The 18,602-nt window shown below is 65.8% G+C and carries 19 protein-coding genes; 18 read left to right on the forward strand and 1 reads right to left on the reverse strand.

The window, feature by feature from the left end; all coding sequences use genetic code 11:
• Nucleotides 1–49 precede the first annotated feature (49 nt).
• From DMH01_RS22800 to DMH01_RS22810, 3 genes are all read left to right on the forward strand, one after another.
• A complete protein-coding gene (locus DMH01_RS22800) occupies nt 50–976 on the forward strand; it encodes a site-specific DNA-methyltransferase (RefSeq protein ID WP_125679273.1) in 927 nt (308 codons plus the stop codon).
• Nucleotides 973–1,824 carry a DNA cytosine methyltransferase gene (locus tag DMH01_RS22805; protein ID WP_125679274.1) on the forward strand — a complete coding sequence of 284 codons (852 nt, stop codon included), beginning with the start codon at nt 973–975 and terminating at the stop codon, nt 1,822–1,824. The genes DMH01_RS22800 and DMH01_RS22805 overlap by 4 nt, the downstream gene beginning before the upstream one ends.
• A 164-nt stretch (nt 1,825–1,988) precedes the next feature.
• Entirely contained in the window at nt 1,989–2,585 is a 597-nt protein-coding gene (locus tag DMH01_RS22810; protein ID WP_233621641.1) for a transglycosylase SLT domain-containing protein, read from the forward strand.
• Here the strand turns inward: DMH01_RS22810 and DMH01_RS22815 are convergent.
• A complete protein-coding gene (locus DMH01_RS22815; RefSeq protein WP_125679276.1) occupies nt 2,582–2,875 on the reverse strand; it encodes a hypothetical protein in 294 nt (97 codons plus the stop codon). The two genes, DMH01_RS22810 and DMH01_RS22815, sit on opposite strands and share 4 nt — an antisense overlap.
• Before the next feature lie 164 nt (nt 2,876–3,039).
• Between DMH01_RS22815 and DMH01_RS22820 the strand changes: the two genes are divergently transcribed.
• The 15 genes from DMH01_RS22820 to DMH01_RS22890 all read left to right on the forward strand — a co-directional run bounded on the left by DMH01_RS22820 (nt 3,040) and on the right by DMH01_RS22890 (nt 18,517).
• A complete protein-coding gene (locus tag DMH01_RS22820; protein WP_125679277.1) occupies nt 3,040–3,498 on the forward strand; it encodes a phage terminase small subunit P27 family in 459 nt (152 codons plus the stop codon).
• Nucleotides 3,499–3,510: 12 nt separating this feature from the next.
• Entirely contained in the window at nt 3,511–4,986 is a 1,476-nt protein-coding gene (locus DMH01_RS22825; protein WP_125679278.1) for a terminase large subunit domain-containing protein, read from the forward strand.
• Nucleotides 4,987–5,015: 29 nt separating this feature from the next.
• A complete protein-coding gene (locus DMH01_RS22830) occupies nt 5,016–6,587 on the forward strand; it encodes a phage portal protein (RefSeq protein WP_125679279.1) in 1,572 nt (523 codons plus the stop codon).
• The gene (locus tag DMH01_RS22835) at nt 6,577–8,331 is read left to right on the forward strand and encodes a phage major capsid protein (protein WP_125679280.1); all 1,755 of its coding nucleotides are present in this window, start codon (nt 6,577–6,579) and stop codon (nt 8,329–8,331) included. The genes DMH01_RS22830 and DMH01_RS22835 overlap by 11 nt, the downstream gene beginning before the upstream one ends.
• A 111-nt stretch (nt 8,332–8,442) precedes the next feature.
• Complete coding sequence (locus tag DMH01_RS22840) at nt 8,443–8,805, forward strand: hypothetical protein (protein WP_199745596.1); 363 nt, start codon at nt 8,443–8,445, stop codon at nt 8,803–8,805.
• A gap of 10 nt (nt 8,806–8,815) precedes the next feature.
• Complete coding sequence (locus tag DMH01_RS22845; RefSeq protein WP_125679281.1) at nt 8,816–9,247, forward strand: hypothetical protein; 432 nt, start codon at nt 8,816–8,818, stop codon at nt 9,245–9,247.
• 12 nt (nt 9,248–9,259) lie between these two features.
• Nucleotides 9,260–10,258 carry a phage tail tube protein gene (locus DMH01_RS22850; RefSeq protein ID WP_125679282.1) on the forward strand — a complete coding sequence of 333 codons (999 nt, stop codon included), beginning with the start codon at nt 9,260–9,262 and terminating at the stop codon, nt 10,256–10,258.
• Between the two features lie 95 nt (nt 10,259–10,353).
• Nucleotides 10,354–10,746 (forward strand): hypothetical protein, encoded by a 393-nt coding sequence (locus DMH01_RS22855; RefSeq protein WP_125679283.1) that lies wholly within the window; start codon nt 10,354–10,356, stop codon nt 10,744–10,746.
• Nucleotides 10,747–10,761: 15 nt separating this feature from the next.
• Nucleotides 10,762–11,016 carry a hypothetical protein gene (locus DMH01_RS22860; RefSeq protein ID WP_125679284.1) on the forward strand — a complete coding sequence of 85 codons (255 nt, stop codon included), beginning with the start codon at nt 10,762–10,764 and terminating at the stop codon, nt 11,014–11,016.
• 183 nt (nt 11,017–11,199) lie between these two features.
• A complete protein-coding gene (locus DMH01_RS22865) occupies nt 11,200–13,527 on the forward strand; it encodes a phage tail tape measure protein (RefSeq protein WP_125679285.1) in 2,328 nt (775 codons plus the stop codon).
• Between the two features lie 4 nt (nt 13,528–13,531).
• Nucleotides 13,532–14,464, forward strand: coding sequence for a phage tail domain-containing protein (locus tag DMH01_RS22870; RefSeq protein WP_125679286.1), 933 nt, complete (start codon nt 13,532–13,534; stop codon nt 14,462–14,464).
• 24 nt (nt 14,465–14,488) lie between these two features.
• On the forward strand, nt 14,489–15,517 hold the full coding sequence (locus DMH01_RS22875; RefSeq protein WP_125679287.1) for a hypothetical protein: 1,029 nt from the start codon (nt 14,489–14,491) through the stop codon (nt 15,515–15,517).
• Nucleotides 15,514–16,593: a hypothetical protein gene (locus DMH01_RS22880; RefSeq protein ID WP_125679288.1), complete on the forward strand. Its 1,080-nt coding sequence runs from the start codon at nt 15,514–15,516 to the stop codon at nt 16,591–16,593. The genes DMH01_RS22875 and DMH01_RS22880 overlap by 4 nt, the downstream gene beginning before the upstream one ends.
• Entirely contained in the window at nt 16,586–17,479 is an 894-nt protein-coding gene (locus DMH01_RS22885) for a hypothetical protein (protein ID WP_125679289.1), read from the forward strand. The genes DMH01_RS22880 and DMH01_RS22885 overlap by 8 nt, the downstream gene beginning before the upstream one ends.
• A gap of 108 nt (nt 17,480–17,587) precedes the next feature.
• Nucleotides 17,588–18,517 (forward strand): peptidoglycan-binding protein, encoded by a 930-nt coding sequence (locus DMH01_RS22890; RefSeq protein WP_125679290.1) that lies wholly within the window; start codon nt 17,588–17,590, stop codon nt 18,515–18,517.
• The last annotated feature ends 85 nt before the right edge of the window (nt 18,518–18,602 follow it).

Raw genomic sequence — 18,602 nt, forward strand, 5'->3', positions numbered from 1 at the left:
TAGCTCCCCGTGGCGGGCTTCCCCGCGCCGACTGAATGGAGGTGAGCGCGTGGCCGAGTACTACCGAGACGAGACGCTCACCCTTCACCAGGGCGACGCGGCCGACGTACTCCGCACGCTGGAGCCCGGTTCCGTGAACGCGGTCGTGACGAGCCCGCCGTACTTCGGGCTCCGCGACTACGGCGACGCCGGACAGATCGGCCATGAGCCGACCGTGGCGGAGTACGTCGAACGGCTCGTGTCCGTGTTCGCCGAAGTCCGCCGGGTGCTCGCCGACGACGGCCTTGTGTGGCTGAACCTGGGCGACGCCTACACCGCGAAGTCCGGTCCCCTGCGGGCCGGGGCGACCGGGACGCGCCCCAAGAACCTGATCGGTCTTCCGTGGAAGGTGGCCTTCGCACTTCAGGCGGACGGCTGGTTTCTGCGGAACGCCATCGTCTGGGCCAAGCCGAACGCGATGCCGGAGAGCGTGCAAGACCGGTTCTCGAACCGGCACGAGTCGGTGTTCTTGCTGACGAAGTCGAACCGGTACAGGTTCAACCTGGACGCGGTCCGCGAGCCGTACACGGGCGACCGCTCCCCCTCGCGGCGAGCGCGCAAGCCGGGGCCGAAGAAAGCCAACTCCGTGACGTCGGTGTGGCCGCCGCCGGGACACGAAGACCGGGGCCACAACCCCGGCGACGTGTGGACGCTGCCGACGCAGCCCTTCAAGGGCGCCCACTTCGCGCCGATGCCGCTGCGGCTCGCCGAACGCTGCGTTGCCGCGTCCGTGCCTTCTTGTGGTGCACACGACAAGGCACCCCTCGCCGGCCGCGGTGCCGAATCTTGTGGTGCACACCCCACGATCCTTGACCCTTTCTGCGGGTCGGGGACGTCGCTCGTCGCCGCTCGCGCCGCAGGTCTGCGCGCTATCGGGGTCGACCTGAACCCGGACTACCTCGCGCTTGCGCTCGACCGATGCCGGGCGGGCAAGTGACTTCTCCGACGATCGGGTCTCTGTGCTCCGGTCTCGGCGGGCTCGACCTCGCGGCCGTCGACGTGTTCGGCGGGCGCCTCGCGTGGTGGGCCGACATCGACCCGGCGGCCGTCGCGGTCATGACCGCCTACCACCCGCAGGCCCCGAACCTGGGCGACGTCCGCGCGGTCGAGTGGCAGGCCGTCCCACCTGTCGACGTGCTGACTGCCGGGTACCCGTGTCAGCCCTTCTCGCACGCCGGGAGGCGACTTGGAACCGAAGACCCCCGCCATCTCTGGCCCTGGATCGCTCGCGCCATTCGCGTACTTCGACCGAGAGTCATCGTGCTGGAGAACGTTGCCGGACATCTCCGGCGCGGCGCCGATGTCGTCTTCGCAGACCTTGCCGAAGCTGGGTATCTATTCGCATGGGCGGTTGTATCCGCTGGTGATGTCGGGGCGCCGCATCTGCGGCGGAGGCTATTCGTGGTTGCTGCCGACCCCACACGCGACGTGCCACGCGGGCGCCTGGTCGGGGGGCCGCCGGGGAGGGCTCAACCTTCAGACGGCGATAGCGCGCTTGGTGGAGGACTCGACTGGGGCAAGTACTCCGTCGCCGTCCGAGGATGGGAACACTTCCTTGAGCGAGTAGCTCCGGTTCCGGCCTTCGAGACCGAACGAGGTACTTACCTGCTCACCGCGCCGTTCGTTGAGTGGCTCATGGGCCTTGCGCCTGGATACGTGGCAGAGATGCCCGGCCTGTCCCGCGCGCAGAAACTCCGCCTTCTCGGTAACGGTGTCGTGCCGCAGCAAGCGGCCTCCGCCGTGCGCCTTCTCCTCCCGCAGCTCGCTTCCGCGCAGCCTGCGTAGACCACCGCCCCGTGCGGGTTGAGCCCGGCCGCGCCCCCTCTCGCGGCCTGGTGCTCCCCGTTCGGGGCGGTCCCACTCTTCCGCGCCCGCCGGGCGACGCCAAGGACGGACTTACACGCCGGTCCGCAACGGCGGTCCCCGGCCGACCTCTGAACGGAGGCACCTTGCCCGGCTCCGTGTCGGCGACCGACCGCGTGATCGCCGGGGCACTCGTCGCCGTTCTCCTGTTCTCCACGGTGTACGCCGTGAACCCCCGACCGCGCCCGGCTCAGGTATGGGCGCAGCCTGCCGAACCGACCCGGCCCACCTTGCCTTCGGTGCCCGCGAGCCCGCAGCCCGCCGGGGCAGGCCCGGACCCCGAACCCCCGGCGAAGGACTCGAACCCGCCGTGTGGCCCCGCAAAGGGGGACGCGCTCAACCGATGGATTGCGCAAGCTTCCGCCGCACTGGAGCACGTCGGCGAACCGCCGATCACTGACCGGGATGCGCTGCGGCTCATCATCGCGGCCGAGTCCTCCGGCGACCCGTGCGCCGTGAACACCTGGGACATCAACGCCCGGCGCGGCACGCCGAGTGTGGGCCTGGTCCAAACGATCCGGCCGACGTTCGACCGATGGGCGTTGCCCGGCTACGGCGAAATTTGCCACCCCGTCGACAACATCATTGCGGGAGTTCGTTACGCCCGTGGCCGCTACGGCTCTGAAAGCAACGTGCCCGGAGTCGTCGGCAGGCGCACGGGCGGCCGGTACAGCGGTTACTAGAGTTCTGCCGCGCGGTGGTCGTTTACGCCTATGACGGCAAGACCGCGTTGCGTGACGTCCGCCTGGTGGCCATGCCCGTAATCCGTGGGCTGCAACGTGATCAGGCCACGACCGAGAAGAACCGTGAACGGCAAGGCGCGTTCCCTGTCCATATCTTCGTGGGACACAGACCAGATTCCAGCCGAGCGAACGACTGAGCCGTCACGTACGGCGCGCAAGGCCGCTAGTTCCTGGGCACTGATCCTCTCGCGGGTCGGCGGTTCGTATTCGGGCAAGGGTGTGATTTCCATGCCCGTGAGGATCTCAGTTGCTCACGCGGAAGTACCGACATCAAAGTTGTTTCACCCGAACGGGACTACGGCGCGTCGTTGGAGTGCACACCACAAGAAAGGCCCCGCGGCCGGCGAGGTGCCCGGTTGATGTGCACACCACAAGACGGACGGAGGTAGTCGGCATGTCGCACGCGAAGCGGCCGGAGGATCGCTCCGGGAACCCGCGTAGTGCCAACGGTTCCCCGTCCGCGCCAACTGTCCACGTCGGCCGTGCACCGCGCGTACCGTCGAAGCTGGGCGACGTCGGTCGCGAGATCTGGCGGGCCGTGTGGGCTGCGGGCGAAGGCGCCTACCTCCCTGCAACTGACCGGTTCGTGATCGAACGCTACTGCGAGCTTCACGACCGGCGGGCCGCGCTTCTGCGCGAAGTGGAAATCGACGGGCTCACGACAGTGGGCAGTACCGGGCAGACTGTGATTCATCCGGCGCTGCGGTACGTCGAGTCCACCGAGAAGGAAATGCGCGCCATAGAAACAACTCTGGGGCTGAATCTCGAAGCCCGCCTTCGTTTGGGCATCGCCGCGAACGCTGCGCGCCGGACGACTTTGGACGACATCTTGGGTGGCCCTGACGACGATTAGGAGGCGAAACCGTTGTCCCCCAAAACAGAGGGACGACGGGTACGCCGATTCGTCCAGCACCTCACGCTTGGCGGCTCCTATCTCGGGCAGCCGTTCCGTCTGCTCGCGTGGCAACGCGACGTCATCGATGAGATTTACCGGCTCACTCCGGATGGCCGACGCCGTTACCGGACGGCGGTTCTCGGCGTGGCGCGCAAGAATGGCAAGACGCAGCTTGCCGCCGCGCTCGCGCTGTATCACCTGTGCGCGGACACTCGCGACGCGGCGCCGGAAGTCATCTGCGCAGCCAACACCCGCGACCAGGCCCGGCTACTGTTCGCCGAAGCCTCGCGCATGGTCCGCATGTCTCCGCTTCTGTCGGACATCTGCACTGTCCAACGTGATCAGATCATCTGTCACGCGACAGGCGGCCGGTTCAAGGCCGTGTCCGCCGACGCCGGGCTTCAGCAAGGTCTGAATCCGTCCATGATCGTGATGGACGAGTACGCGCAGGCGAAGAACAGCGACCTGTTCGACGCGCTCACTCTTGGCTCTGCCCAACGGAACGAGCCCTTGTTCTTGGTGATCTCTACCGCCGGGCCAATGCCTGACGGGCCGTTCGCGGACATGGTCGAGCACGGCCGTCGGGTCGAGTCTGGTGAAGAGGACGACCCCTCTTTCTGGTCCCGCTGGTACGGGGTCCACCCCGGCGAAACGGTCGACCACCGCGACCCCGACGTGTGGCGCCGCTGCAATCCGTCGTGGGAAATCATGAACCACGAGGACTTCGCCGCGAGCTGCAAGCGCACGCCCGAAGCCAATTTCCGCATGTACCGGCTGAACCAATTCGTCCGGGGTGGCTCAACGTGGCTTCCTCACGGCGCGTGGGAAGCGCTCGCGCGGCCGGATAAGCGGCTTGAGCCCGGCGACGAAATCGTTGCTTTCGTTGACGCAGCATGGAAAGGCGATTCAACCGGCATCGTAGGTGTACGCCTGTCGGACCTGCACGCGGAAGTACTCGGGCACTGGGAAGCCCCGGCGGATGACCCGCACTGGCGTACACCGCTGGGTGAGGTCAAGCAGAGAATCCGGGATATATGCGGGATCTACCGCGTTGCGGAGGTCCCCGGCGACCCGTACCGGTGGGAAGTCGCGATGCAAGAGCTAGCCGAAGAGGGCTTGCCGGTCGTGGAGTTCCCGACCAACTCACTTGCACGCATGGTGCCCGCGACACAGAGCGCGTATGAGGTGATCACGGAAGGCCGGATGACGCACTCCGGCGACCCGGCGCTAGCCCGACACCTCGCCAACGCGGTCGTACGAGAGGACACGCGCGGCCCGCGAATCCACAAGGAAGCCGCAGGCAGCAAACGAAAAATCGACCTCGCCGTGTGCCTGATCGGCGCCCTTCACCGCGCGCAACTCTTCCGGGAAGACAGGCGCACAAGTGACGGCTTCCTAGTAGACGGCAAGCCCTGGGACGACTTCGAGGATGACGACACGTGGTGAAAGGGGGCCGCTGTGCTCAACACTGACAAGTGGCGGCAAATCGCCTACGCCACAAAGAAACTACGTTGGCATACCGCCGCACTATGGCGGAAGAACACGCCGGAGATCCTCGCGACCTGTGGCGCGTCGGCAATCACGACCGGCGCCGCAACCATCTACGGCCCTGCCGGATGGATCACAGGCGGAGTGCTCGCCGTGATCGGCGCGGTGTGCGCTGCCAAGTCGAAGGGTGGTGCGGCCTAGTGGGCTTCATGTCCTTTGTGGAGAAGCGCTCCGCACCGGTCCCGGTCGAGCAGGCCAGGACCACCGCCGAACTGTTCGGCGTGGATGCCCCGGACGACGAGCCGTTGACGCGTGAGACCGCCCTCAAGGTCTCGGCTGTCTTCGCCTGCGTCCGGCTTCTGACCGATGCGATTGCGACGCTTCCCGTGGACGCGTACCGCCGCGTGGCCGGACGTCGCCGCCCGTTCACCGCGCCCGACTGGCTGACCAAGCCGAATCCGGACATCGGCCGGATTGCGTTCTTCGGGCAGATCATGACAAGCCTTCTGTTGGAGGGAAACGCCTACATCCTGGTTTCCCGTGTGGGCGGCCGGGTGGTCGCGCTCGACGTCATCCCCGCGTCCATGGTGGAGCCGCGCTACGTCGCGACCCGTTCCGGCCGTAAGCGCCTGGTGTATCAACTGTCGGTCGCGGGCGAAGAGGAACCGTCCGATGTGGTCGGAGCGCTCGACCCGAAGGACGTCATTCACCTTCAAGGGCTCCCGCTCGCCGGGGAACTGCGCGGGGTCTCACCGCTCAAGGCCGCATCCCTCACCATCGGTTCCGCGTTGTCGGCACTGGAGTACGGAGCGGACTTCTTCCGGGACGGCGCGCTTCCCGGCGCAGTCGTGAACGTGCCCGGCCCGATGACGCCGGAGGGCCTGAAGGCGGCCCGGCAGACGTGGCGCAATATCCACAGGGGCCGGGGGAATCGTCACGGGCTCGCCATCCTCACGGAGGGGGCGACGTTCCAGAAGGTCACGATCAGCCCGGACGAAGCGCAGTTCTTGCAGACGCGACAGTTCCAGGTCCCCGACGTGGCAAGGCTTTTCGGTGTGCCGCCGCATCTCATCGCGGACGCCACCAACTCGACGTCGTGGGGCTCCGGCCTGTCGGAACAGAACACGAGCTTTGCGCAGTACTCCACGCGCCCGTGGGTCGAGCGGATAGAGGAAGCCTTAACGGCTCTGCTCGTTGCCGACACAGGGGACACGAAAGCGTTCGTCCGGCTGAACATCGACGCTATCCAGCGCGGCGCCCTCAAAGACCGCATGGACACCTACCGCGTCGGCCTCGCATCCGGGATCTACACCCGCAACGAAGTCCGGGCGCTGGAAGACCTTCCGCCGGACACCGAGTACGGCGACTTCTTTCAACTCCCGCTCAACTTGGCGTTGCTCACCCCGGACGGTCCTCTGTCGCTCTCCGGCGGGAAGACCACCACCGACCCGGCCGACGAGCCGGACGAGACCGCACCCGAAGACCCCGCGACCGACGGGGAGGAAACCGGCGAAGACTCCGCCGAGAAGCCAAAGGAGACCGCACCCGTTGACCACTGAGCGACGCGACTACGCGCGCCCGGTCGAACTGCGATCCGAAGGCGAGAACACCACCATTCGCGGCTACGCCTACGTTTTCGGCGCACTGTCCCATGACCTAGGCGGGTTCCGGGAACGCATCGAACGCGGAGCGGGCCGGGAATCCATGGCACGTAACGAAATGCTCGCGACGTTCAACCACAACGCGAACGCCCCTCTTGCCCGCACGGGCGCAGGGCTGCGCGTCGGTGAAGACGACATCGGCGGTTGGTACGAAATCGACCTACCGGACACCAGCACCGCGCGCGATGTCGCCGAGCTGATCCGGCGCGGTGTCGTTGCTGGCAGCTCGTTCACGTTCTCCCTTCCGGACGCCCGTTCCGATCAGGAATGGACCGACACACCAGACGGCGAAGTGATCCGCACCCTTCGCCGCATCGACGTCGTGGAGCTAGGCCCGGTCCTGACCCCGGCCTACCCCGACACCACCGCCGCCCTGCGCGCACTGCACGAAGCCCGCAGCGCCACGACACCCGACGCCCGGCCCGCGACGGCCGCAGCCACACCGAAGGGGAGCCCCACCACCTTGACCACTGAGCTTCAGGACACCGCCGAAGAGCGCGCCCGCGCTGAGCACGCCCTCACCGCAGCCGACGCAGACGGCGCCACCGACACGAGCGCCCGCATTCTGGAGCTGCTCGACCGGCTTGACACCCGTTTCGCCGACCTGTTCGCCAACGCCAAGACCGCCGAAGCGCGTGAGCAGGCCGCGCAGCGCACCGAAGAGGCCCGCAGTCTCGCCGTGGCTCTGCTCGCGCAGGGCGCCCCGCAGCCGCAGGCCACCGACACCCGCGAGAAGGACAGCACCACTCTCCGAAGCCTGAACGTCGGCGAAGCGGCCGAGTTCCGCGCCGTGATGGGCGTGGGCGTGGACGCGGCGAACAAGCAGGCGGGCAAGGCCACGCCTTCGGACACGCTGTACACGCAGCTCATCGAGATCATCGCGGAGCGATCCAACGTCATCGTCGGTGGCGCCCGCTCCGTCACGACCAGCACGGGCGAGAAGCTGACCTTCCCCCGCGTCTCGCCGAAGCGCCCGGAGACCAAGCCCACTGAGGCGCAGGCCCTGCCGGAGAACTACCCGTCTACCGACACCGTGAGCAACACGCCGGAGAAGTACGGCTACGTGACTCACCTGTCGTCCGAATTGGTTCAGGACGACGTGGTGGACCTGGTGGGTTTCCTCGCTGCCGACGCCGGGCCGAACTTGGCCGACCAGATGGGCCGGGACTTCCTCGCCGCTCTGCTCGCCGGGATCACCATCAAGGAGACCCCGGCGAAGCTCACCAAGGAAGCCGACGCGGCCGATTACGTCATCGATCTGTTCTATGAGCTGCCGACCGCAGCCGCGAACCGCGCGAGCTGGCTCATGGGCCGTAAGACCATCGCGCGCCTGCGCAAGCTCAAGGACGGCAACGGGCAGTACCTGTTGAAGTCCGTCGCGGACGGGACCGCCCTCACGCTCATGGGCCGCCCGGTCCTGCGAGACGCCGGTTTCGACAACGACAACACCAAGGTCGTCCTGTCGGACCTCTCGGGCTTCATCACCCGGTTCGCCGGGCCGCTGCGGGTCGCACGCTCGACCGAAGCGAAGTTCGTTGAGGACCTGGTCTCGTACAAGTTCGTCCAGCGGGCCGGGGGCTCGTTGCTCGACGCGACCGGCTCCGCCCTGCTCACCCTGCCCGCTCCGGTCACGGCTGCCTGATCCGTCCCACCTGCGGTAACGCCCCGGCCGGTTGGAGTGCGCACCACATTCCGCACTCGAGCCGGCCGCGGGCGTGCCTTGAGGTGCACACCACAAGAACGGAGGTGCCGCGTGGTGCATGACCAGTACGCGACCCTGCCGGAGCTGCGGCGCCTGGACGGGCTCGCCGACGCCGACCTGTTCACCGACGCGGACCTGTCGGAGGCCCTCTCCTACGCCGTCGAAACCGTGGAGGGGTACACGGGCCAGGCGTGGCCGGAACGCCCGCCTACGGCTATCAGGTGGGCCGCACGGACCATCGCGCGACAGTGGGCCGTGGATCTCCACTCCCGAATGCCTGACCGCGCCCTGTCCATCAACTCAGAGTTCGGACAGGTCTCCCTTGCCCAAGCCGGGGGCGACTGGCGGCCGACGAGCCTGCCGGAGGTGAACGCGGTCCTGAACCGCTACCGAACCCGGCCTCCGTGGGGGTGAGCACGTGTACGTGATCCTTGCCGCCAAGCTCGCGCTGTACGAAGCGCTCACAGCCCGGTTCGCCGGGTCCGGGGTCCAGGTGTCCTACGCCGAACCCGCAGACGCACGAAGCCGCAGCGTGTGGTTCACCGACACCGTAGAACCGGAGATCGAACCCGTAGCACTCGCGGCCGGGCGACGGAAGCCGTCCAACATCACGGCCGAACTGACCATCAGGGCGTGGGCGACGGCACCCGGCGACCCGGTCAGGGCCGAGACCGCAGCGTATGAGCTGCGGGCCGAGATCGAACGCGCTGTGCTGGACGACTTCCACCCGCACCGAGTGTCCGGGCTCATGGATGCCCGGCCCGTGCGTGTCGCCGTCACCAATGGCGACGGCGGCAACGGCTCAACCGCCGTCGCTGACGTCACGGTCGCTCTTCGGGCACGCATACACACATAGGAGGGTGCCCAAGTGGCCCTAGACGCAACAATCGCCCTGGGCGCAGAGACCGCCTACGGCACCGCCGCATCCACTGTGGACGGATACGAAGGCAAGGGCGATAGCTGGAAGACCACCCGCGAATTCATGGAGAGTGTCGGGTTCCGCACCGGTCTTCAGACCGCCCGCGCCGACCGCCGCCGGATTGTCGACATGGGCGGCGAAGGTGAGATCGAGTGCGACGTACTCGACGCTGGAGCCGCAACCTTGTTCGCCTCCGCCTTCGATCGGCACGAGAGCAAGCCCGTAGGCAAGACCACGGTGCACACGTTCACGTCTGCGAGCACCGGAAGCGGCAAGAGTTTCACCGCTGAAATGGTGCGTCCCAAAGCATCTGGAGGCGTGACCGCCTTCCGCCACGTCGGGTGTGTCGCGACAACCGTTGAGCTGACGCAGGAAGTCGGTTCCCCGCTAGCGGCCAAGGTTGCGTTCGACTTTCAGACCGTGACGCACGGCGCGGCCCCGCTCGCCCCGGCCTACCCGGCTGAAGCCTTCCCGTACGACTGGACGGCGGGCGTGGTTGAGGTCAAGATGCCCGGCGCGTCCGCGTACACGCAGCTCGACGTCACGAAGTGGACCATTTCGGCTGAGTCCGGTCTGAAGACCGACCGGCGCTTTGTGCGTGCTAATCCGTTGAAGAAGGTTCCTGTTCGGGCGGCCGTGCCGACTTACGAAGGGTCCTTCGAAGCGGAATTCGATGACTCGACACTCGCTCTGTATGAGGCGTTCATTGCGGGCACTGTCCTGTCCGCACGCATCACGTACACGGGCGCGACGAAGGCGAGTGACGGAAAGCCGTCTTCGCTCGTGATCGAGGCCCCGGCGATTCAGTTCACCGGCGATTCGCCGGAAGCGTCCCTAGACGAAATCACGGTCATGGAATTGGGTTTCCGGGTTCTCGACCCCGGTACCACGGACGCGCTGAAGCTCGTCTACAGCGAGCCGACTCCGACGCCTCCGACGAGCGGCTGACTCCGTCCCTTGGTTGGTGTGCACACCACAAGAAGGCCACCGCGGCCGGCGAGGGGGCCGCTTGGTGTGCACACCACAAGGAGGCATGACCAGCCATGGCACGTGACTTCGAGGTACGGGTAGACGGGCTGCGCGAGCTGCGCAGCGCCATACGCCGCACGAAGGACGCCGACCTGCGCAAGGAGCTAGCGCAGGCGCACAAGGACACCGCCGACGTGGTGGCGCAGCCCGCGAGCCGCGCGGCTCCGCATCGTTCGGGCCGGTTGGCTCGCACGGTCAAGCCGTCCGCGAGCGTCAAGGGGGCCATCGTCCGCGCTGGACGCGGCTCGTCGGTCCCGTACGCCGGACCGATTCACTTCGGATGGCGCAAACGGCACATCCGCCCACAGCCCTTCCTTTTCCGCACCGCCGGGAAGAAACAGGCCGAGTACACCGCAGTTTTCCGCGAGCGAATCACACGGCTCGTCCGGCGCGCTCTCGGCTCTTAACAGACTGGAGAATCGTTGTCCGACTTCATTTCGATTGACATCGACGAACTGACCATTGACGAAATCGAGACGGTCGAAGAGATCATCGACGCGTCCATTGAGTCGGTGGCCAAGCCCGGTTCCCGCAAGGGCAAGTTCCTCCGCGCACTCGCGTTCGTGGTGAAGCGTCGTGAAGACCCCGCCTTCACCATCGAGCAGGCCGGAAGCCTGAAGATCCGCGTTGAGCGCCCGGCGGGGAAGCCGGACCCTACCGTGCCCGCCGCGCAGTAACGAAAGCGCGGCTTGTGGCGCACTTCGGCGTCACGTGGGCGGACCTGCACACGCTGCGGCTCGTGGAGTTCAACGCGCTGGTGTCCGCAATGGACAAAGACCTGAAGGACCGCAACCGCCGACACGGCGGAGGACACGAGCCGGGGACGCGACGTACCCCGGTCATGACGTGAGGGGGCGCCGATGGCTAAGCCGATCAAGGTAACCATCCTGGGTGACGTCTCCGACCTCACCAAGAAACTTGACGACGGCGAACAGGCCGTGTCCGGCTTCGGCGTCTCCCTCGGCAACGTCGCGGGGAAAGTCGCTGGCATGGCCGCGAAATTCGCACTCGTGTCCGGCGCGGTCGCGGGCATCGGTACCGCCATCTCAGACGCCATCGCGCAAGAGTCGTTGACGGACAAGCTCAACGCCCAACTTGGAGCGACCGGAGCACAGGCCAAGACCTACGGTGCCGCCGCTGGAGCGTTGTACGCCAAGGGCTACGGCGAATCGATGGCCGATATCACCGAAGCGATTCGCGGTGTCGTGCAGAACATCGACGGCATGAGCACCGCATCACAGGCAGAGCTTCAGCGGATCGGCGCGAAGGCCAGTGATACGGCGAAGATCTTCGACCAGGACCTAGGCGGAGTCACCCGCGCCGTTGGGCAGATGATTCGTACCGGCCTCGCAGCGAACGCCGACGAGGCTTTCGACATCATCGTTGCCGGGTTTCAGCGCGGCGTGGACAAGTCCGGCGACTTTCTCGACACGCTCAACGAGTACGGCACCATGTTCCGCGCTCTCGGACTCGACGGGCAGACCGCTACCGGCCTGCTCTCCCAAGGGCTCCAGGCCGGAGCGCGCGACGCGGACAAAGTCGCCGACGCGTTGAAAGAGTTCGCCATCCGCGCCAAGGATGGCAGCAAAACCACGTCGGACGGCTTCGCCGCAATCGGCCTGAGCGCGTCGGAGATGGCGGGCAAGTTCGCCGCAGGCGGGCCAGTCGCCGCCGCAGCGCTCGACCTCACCCTAGACCGGCTCCGCGCCATCCCCGATCCTGTGAAGCGCTCAACGGCGGCCGTGAATCTCTTTGGTACGCAGGCGGAAGACCTTCAGGACGCGCTCTATGCGCTCGACCCGTCAACCGCCGTCGCGGGTCTGGGCCAAGTGTCCGGAGCCGCCGCAGCGGCCGGAAACACGTTGCATGACAACGCACAGGCGAAGCTTGAAGCGTTCGGCCGTACGTTGTCGAGCGGGCTCGTGACCGTCCTCGGTACCTACGTGGTGCCGCTCATCGAGAAGGTAGCGGGCGTACTGGCCACCGTCCTAGGCCCGGCACTGAGCGTCGCCGCTGGGATCTTGACCAGCACGGTAATTCCGGCTCTCACGTCCCTTGTGGACTGGGTCGGGCGTAATGCCGATTGGCTCTCCGTCGTGGCTGGGATCATCACGGCCGTGTTCCTGCCCGCGCTCGTCGCGATGGGTGTACAGGCCACCATCAGCGCAGCGCAAACCGTTGCGGCGTGGACGGTTTCCAAGGTTCAGGCGATTGCGTCTCTCGTCACGCAGTCGGCCGCCCTCGTGTCGCTGTCCGCGCTGTGGGTTGGTCTTGGGCTGCAAAGCCTTATGCAGTCGGCGAGAGTCGCCGCCGCCTGGGTCTTGTCGAAGGTTCAGGCCGCCGCATCGCTCGCCGGGCAGATGATCGCCTTCGTCGCTCTAGGGGCCGCGTGGGTCGGGCTGGGAGTGCAGGCAGCGATTCAGGGCGCCCGCATCGCCGGAGCCTGGGTTCTGTCCAAAGTGGAAGCGCTCGCCTCGCTCGCCGCGCAGGTTCCCGCGTTCGCCGTGCTTGTCGCCGGATGGGTCGCACTCGGCGTGCAGAGCTTGATTCGGGGCGCGCAGATGGCCGCAGCCTGGGTCATGGCCATGGGGCCTATCGGCTGGATTATCGCCGCCGTCGTCGGTCTGGTCGCGCTGATCATCGCGAATTGGGACACGGTGAAACAATGGACGATCGACGCTTGGAATGCGGTCGTGGACTTCATCGTGTCCGCCGGACGCAACATCGTCCGCACTGTCACCGAACATTTCAACTGGGTCGTCGACAAAGTCCGGGGCGCCTATAACTGGGTCATCGATATCTGGTCCGGAATAACCGGGTTCTTTTTCAATCTCGGAGGCGACATCCGCCGGGCTATCGGCGACGCGTTCGACTGGGTTGTGTCCAAGATCCGGGGAGCGATTCAGTGGATTCAGGATCGCATCTCGGACGTCGGCAATTTCCTTAGCAGTATCAACCCTTTCCGCGCCATGGGTGGCCCGATCTCGGCGACCGGAGTTTACACGGTCGGCGAGCGAGGACCGGAGCAAGTGCTATTGCCGAAAGGTGCGCAGGTAATTCCGAATCATGCCGCGGCCGGCGGGGGTTCAGGAAATGGCGCCGTCGTAAATGTCTATGCGCAAACGAATGCGAACCCGTACGCCATTGGTCGCGAAGTCGCGTGGGCCATGAGAACCGGTGGGAGGTAGTCGAATGCAACTCGTTCCCACCCTGTTCTCCGCAGCGCAGCGAGCCGCAGAGGCCGTCACTGACGAATGGATGGCGGAGTACCGGGGGCTGATCATCGGCGCCCCGGACTCTCCGCTGTCCCTCGTGGCCGTGGACGGGCTTCTAGACGTCCCCGGCATGCGGACCTCCGACAGGGCGGCTCTGAGCCGTCACGGCGACGTGAGCGGCTCCGATTACCTGGGCTCGCGAACGGTCACCCTCACCATCGAGGCATACGGGCGCGACGGCGCCGAGCTGGCCGACGCGCTCAACGCGGTGACGGCCGCCTTCACCCCGGCCGCACCGGACGCGCCGCTGGTGTTCCGCTTTCCGGGTATCGCCGGGGGCGGGGTTCGCTTCGTCTCCGCTCGTGTCCGCAAGCGCGGCATCCCGGTAAACGTGGAGTACTCCAACGGGCTCGCCATGGTCACGGTCGAAATGTATTGCGCAAGCCCGCTTATCGTCTCCCCGGTATTGCTGCGCGACTCGGCACCGCTTGCCGACGCCAACGCGCTAGGCGGCGGAATCAAACCGCCGTTCCGATTCCCCATCAAATTCGGGCCACCCCGAAGCCTGGGAATCGTCCGGGTTCTCAACGAAGGAAACTTCACGACCTACCCGAAGTTCATCATTCGCGGACCGGTCACCAACCCGCAGATTATCAATCTCGCAACCGGACAAATGCTGAGCTTCAATTACACGCTACTCCGTGGCGAGTGGCTCGATATCGACACCTACACCCACGAAGTCCTACTTAATGGCACTGCCCCGCGGTTCCTTACTTCAGGTACCGCGAACACGTGGCTTACCTGCTCACCCGGCCTTACCGAGTTCGTGTTTCGCGGATTCCGCATCGATCCCGGTTCAAGTGGCGAAGGCGCCTCGTTGGAATGCCAATGGACATCTGCGTGGGTCTGATCTTCGCCGGGAGGAAATTCCTATATGGCGCTTGTCAAACAGATGGACACTCCACCGCTCTTCTGTGACGGCACCGAATACGCTGCCGGGCTTGTCCGGCGGTTGCTGGGTCAGATGATCGGCGACACGGTCGGACTCTTCGGAACCGCCGACTTCGCCGTGTCACTGTCTGGGTCGGCCGTCACCGTCGCGCCGGGACGCGGTGCGATCCCCTCCGGAGCAACAGAATCAGGCGTCTATCTGGTCGAGTCGACGGAAGCAACAGCGTTGACGCTGGACCCTGCCGACTCGACCCGCGACCGCACAGACCGGCTCGTCGCCTACGCCGTCCCGCCGGTAACCGGCGCGGACACGGGCAAGTGGTTCATGGAGATCCGCAAAGGCACTCCCGCCGCGACGCCCGTACCGCCGGAGACCCCAAACGCTTACGTTGTCTGGGATTTCGCTGTTCCGGCCGCGTCGAAGGGGGTCAACCCGTCCGGCTTCGACAAGCGTTTCGTTGGCGGGCAACAGATGATCGCGGGTCCGACCATCACGAGCACGGAGAGGCCCGCCAGGGGCCGCCCTGGTCAGATCTGGTCGGACGGCACCACCGGCCAACTGTGGCTGTGGAACGGTTCGGCGTGGATCGGTGCGACCGATCCGACCTTGCCTCGCGGCTGGGTCGGCGAGGTGAAGCGGACAACGGAAGACACCTTCACATCGCCCGTTCTCCTGGAACGCCTGACGTTGAGCCTTTCGGCATCGCGCCGATACAAGGTTACGTTCTCGGCGCAACACCATGCCGCCGGTTTCGGGCCGCCGAACGGTAGCGCGGATATCCGCCTTGCTGCGGGCACGTCCGTGTCCTTGTCTAGCCCCGTCATCAAGACGACCGGCATCCTGAAGAACAACGCGACACGACAGACCTTCGAGATGGTGACTACGTTCACTGTCCCCACGAGCGGCACGTATTCGCTTGGCCTGACCGCAAACGGGTTCGACAACCCGGCCTTGACCTTCTCGGGCGGTAACGGCCGGATTCTCATGGTCGAGGATATCGGGGCTCTGTGACCGCCACATATCGTGTTCTCTTCCGAGACGTCTTGTCAGGAATCATTCACGGCGAACTACCAGCGGAGAAGTTCAGCTACACCAACACCCTGAACGCCCCCGGATCGGCATCCGTCACAATCGCTCTGAACCCAACCGTTGCCCGCGTGAACACACAAACGGTCATCGCAGGCGGAGCCACCGCCGTATACATCGAGCGGTCCGGCCGTATCGTCTGGTCTGGGCTCGTCTGGGATGCCTCCGCCGATTTCGCGGCAGGCACGCTAGAGTTGAATTGCGAAGGCTGGCTCTCATACTTCCGCCATCGGCACTACCACGCAACGACGGCATTCGCACAGGTAGACCAGGCGGACATTGCCCGCTCCCTTCTCCGGCACGCGGGCAACTACGGCGACGGCTCCCGTCTGGGAATGATCGAGTACGGGAACGAGAAGACCGGAATAAAGCGGGACCGCACGTACAAAGAGTCTGAACACAAGAGCATCGGCGAAGCGGTCGAGCAACTCGCCGCCGTCATCAATGGGTTCGACTTCTCGTTTGATACCACTTGGCGCGATGCGAACCTAATCACCACGTTCACTGTCCACTACCCGGCGGTCGGACGATATCGCGCCGTCACACTCGAACAGGGGCGTAACTGCGATATCCCGTCGGCGACAGTAGGCGGAAAGTCGGTAGTAACGCATGCTTTCGCACTCGGTTCGGGGGACGGCGCTGATCAGGTGTGGGCATCGGCGGGCTTACCGTCGAAGGTCTTCCCGCGCCTGGAGGCCGTCGAGTCCTTTTCGGACGTCAAGGAGTACGGCACGCTCAAGGCCAAGGCTGAAGAGCGCATCCGGATTGGTTCCGCGCCTATCACCTTGCCCTCCATCGCGCTCTACCCGAACAGCTCGCCCGGACTCGATGACTTCGCCTTAGGTGACGCACTGACCGTACGTGGCGGGTCTGGCCTTGTCCCCATTGACGGCATGTGGCGTATCACCGAACTTTCCGTGTCCGTAGACGAATCCGGCGCGGAACAAATCACTTTGACCGCCGCGCCCCGCGAAGTATTCGGAGGTGACGCCAATGGCTAATCCGACCTTGCCGCCGTCGCTGCAAGCGGAATTCCGGGGTCTCGCGGACAGAATAAGCGCCCTTGAGCGCGGAGAACGAAAGGTTACCTACCGCGACAGGCTCACGACAAACGACGGGGGCGTTGCTCGGCCGATATTCACGCGCGACGGCCGCCAACCGGTCTACGCAAGCGGAATGGTAAACCCGAAGTATCCCGTTCTGATTGCGCGCTTCATGATTCAACTCTTCGGGACTTCGTCTCTTCGGTTCAATTTCGAGGCGACACTAGGCGGCCTAACGACGTCTACCCGACCGTTCACTGTCCGGGGGCTGACCAACCCCGACGGATGGAACCTTCAAGTGTTCGAGCTGGCATGGCTACACGGAATGCCGGTTGACGAATGGCAGGACACCGAAGCCATTTCCGCGCTGCGGAAGTGCGTCGTTCGGTACTTCGCCGAAGCCACCGCCAACCACGTCCACTACACGCGGCCAAGCAGTATTCACGCGGACGCAACGGCTAACGGGTTCTCCGTGACACAGGCCAACGTCTTGCAAAGCTGGGTGGCACCGAGCGAGAACACCTACGCCGTGCTCGTGTACGAACCTGAGTACACGTTCCTGGCGCCCTTGTCGTCATACCCGACTGCGACGGCGGAAGGCACGTTGCTTCAGGGGACGCCGAGTGCCGCCGCTGCACGGCAACGACTGACGCTGACGATGGAGCCGACCGACGATCCTGCTCCGCCTGACCCGGAACCGATCGAGTTGCCGAAGCCGGTTCCTCCTTTGCCTCCGCCTGTGTTCGAGACCCCCGACCTCCCGGCGCCGTCACCGGAAGAGGCGGCCCCGTTCCCGAACACCTACGGCACTTGGCCGCTGGAGCCGCGCGGCTTCGGCTACTGACCTTGGCGTGTGCACCACAAGAGGCCCTTCGCCGGCCGCGGTGCCTCCCTTGTGGTGTGCACACCACAAGCCACCTTCTCTTTTCTTCTGCTGCAAGGGAGTTTCTCTATGGCTGTTTCTCAGAACGGCTGGCCCGTGAACCCTCCGCGCTCGTCCCGCACGGTCCCCGGCACGAATGTTCGCATCGTCGTTGCGGACGGCCCGGCGGGCGACGTGCTCATGTACGTACTGTCCCAATTCGACAAGCGCGTTGAGGATCTCGACCAGGGCGCCGACGACTGGGGTTACGCGAACCGCCCGATCCGGGGTGGCACCGCGACCAGCAACCACGCTTCGGCCACAGCCGCCGATGCAAACGCGACGCGGCACCCGCTCGGCAAGCGTGGAACCTTCACCGGGCCGCAGGTCGCCGAGATCCACCGCATTCTGTCCGAAGTGGACAACGTCGTCCGATGGGGCGGCGACTACTCCGGCCGCGCGGACGAAATGCACTTCGAGATCAACGCCCCCCACTCCCGCGTGGCTGCGGTCGCTACCCGACTGAACGGGGGCGGAAACCCCTCCCCTCCTGACTCCGGCTCCGGTGGACGCGCCACCCTCAAGCGCGGTAGCTCCGGGGCCGACGTCGCGCTGGTCCAACGATTCCTTGGTCTCAAGGCGGACGGCATTTTCGGAACTGACACCGAATCGGCCGTCAAGCGCTACCAGTCCCGGCAGGGCATCACCGCTGACGGGATTGTCGGCCCCGCCACGTGGGCGCGAATCACTTCCGGCCTTGGGGGTGCTGTTCCTGGCACTGGTGGGGGCACTCCTACACCTACGCCGCCGGGGGCCACGCTCAAGCGCGGTTCGCAAGGTCCGGCTGTCACCACGCTGCAACGTCGGCTCAACGCCTGGTACCCCGCGTACTCGCATCTCACGGCGGACGGCATCTACGGCGCCGGTACGGAAAGTGTGGTCAAGGAGTTTCAGCGTCGGGCCGGGCTCGTCGCGGACGGCATCGCGGGTCCGCGCACGCTCGCGGCCCTGAAGCTCTGAGAGGCCCTCGGGCGGGCCGGGAAGGTTTCCGGCCCGCCCATGTCCCCCTAAGCCCTCCTACCGCCACTGAAGACGAAGCAAGGGG

The organism is Amycolatopsis sp. WAC 04182, from assembly GCF_003947465.1.
Taxonomy (GTDB): domain Bacteria; phylum Actinomycetota; class Actinomycetes; order Mycobacteriales; family Pseudonocardiaceae; genus Amycolatopsis.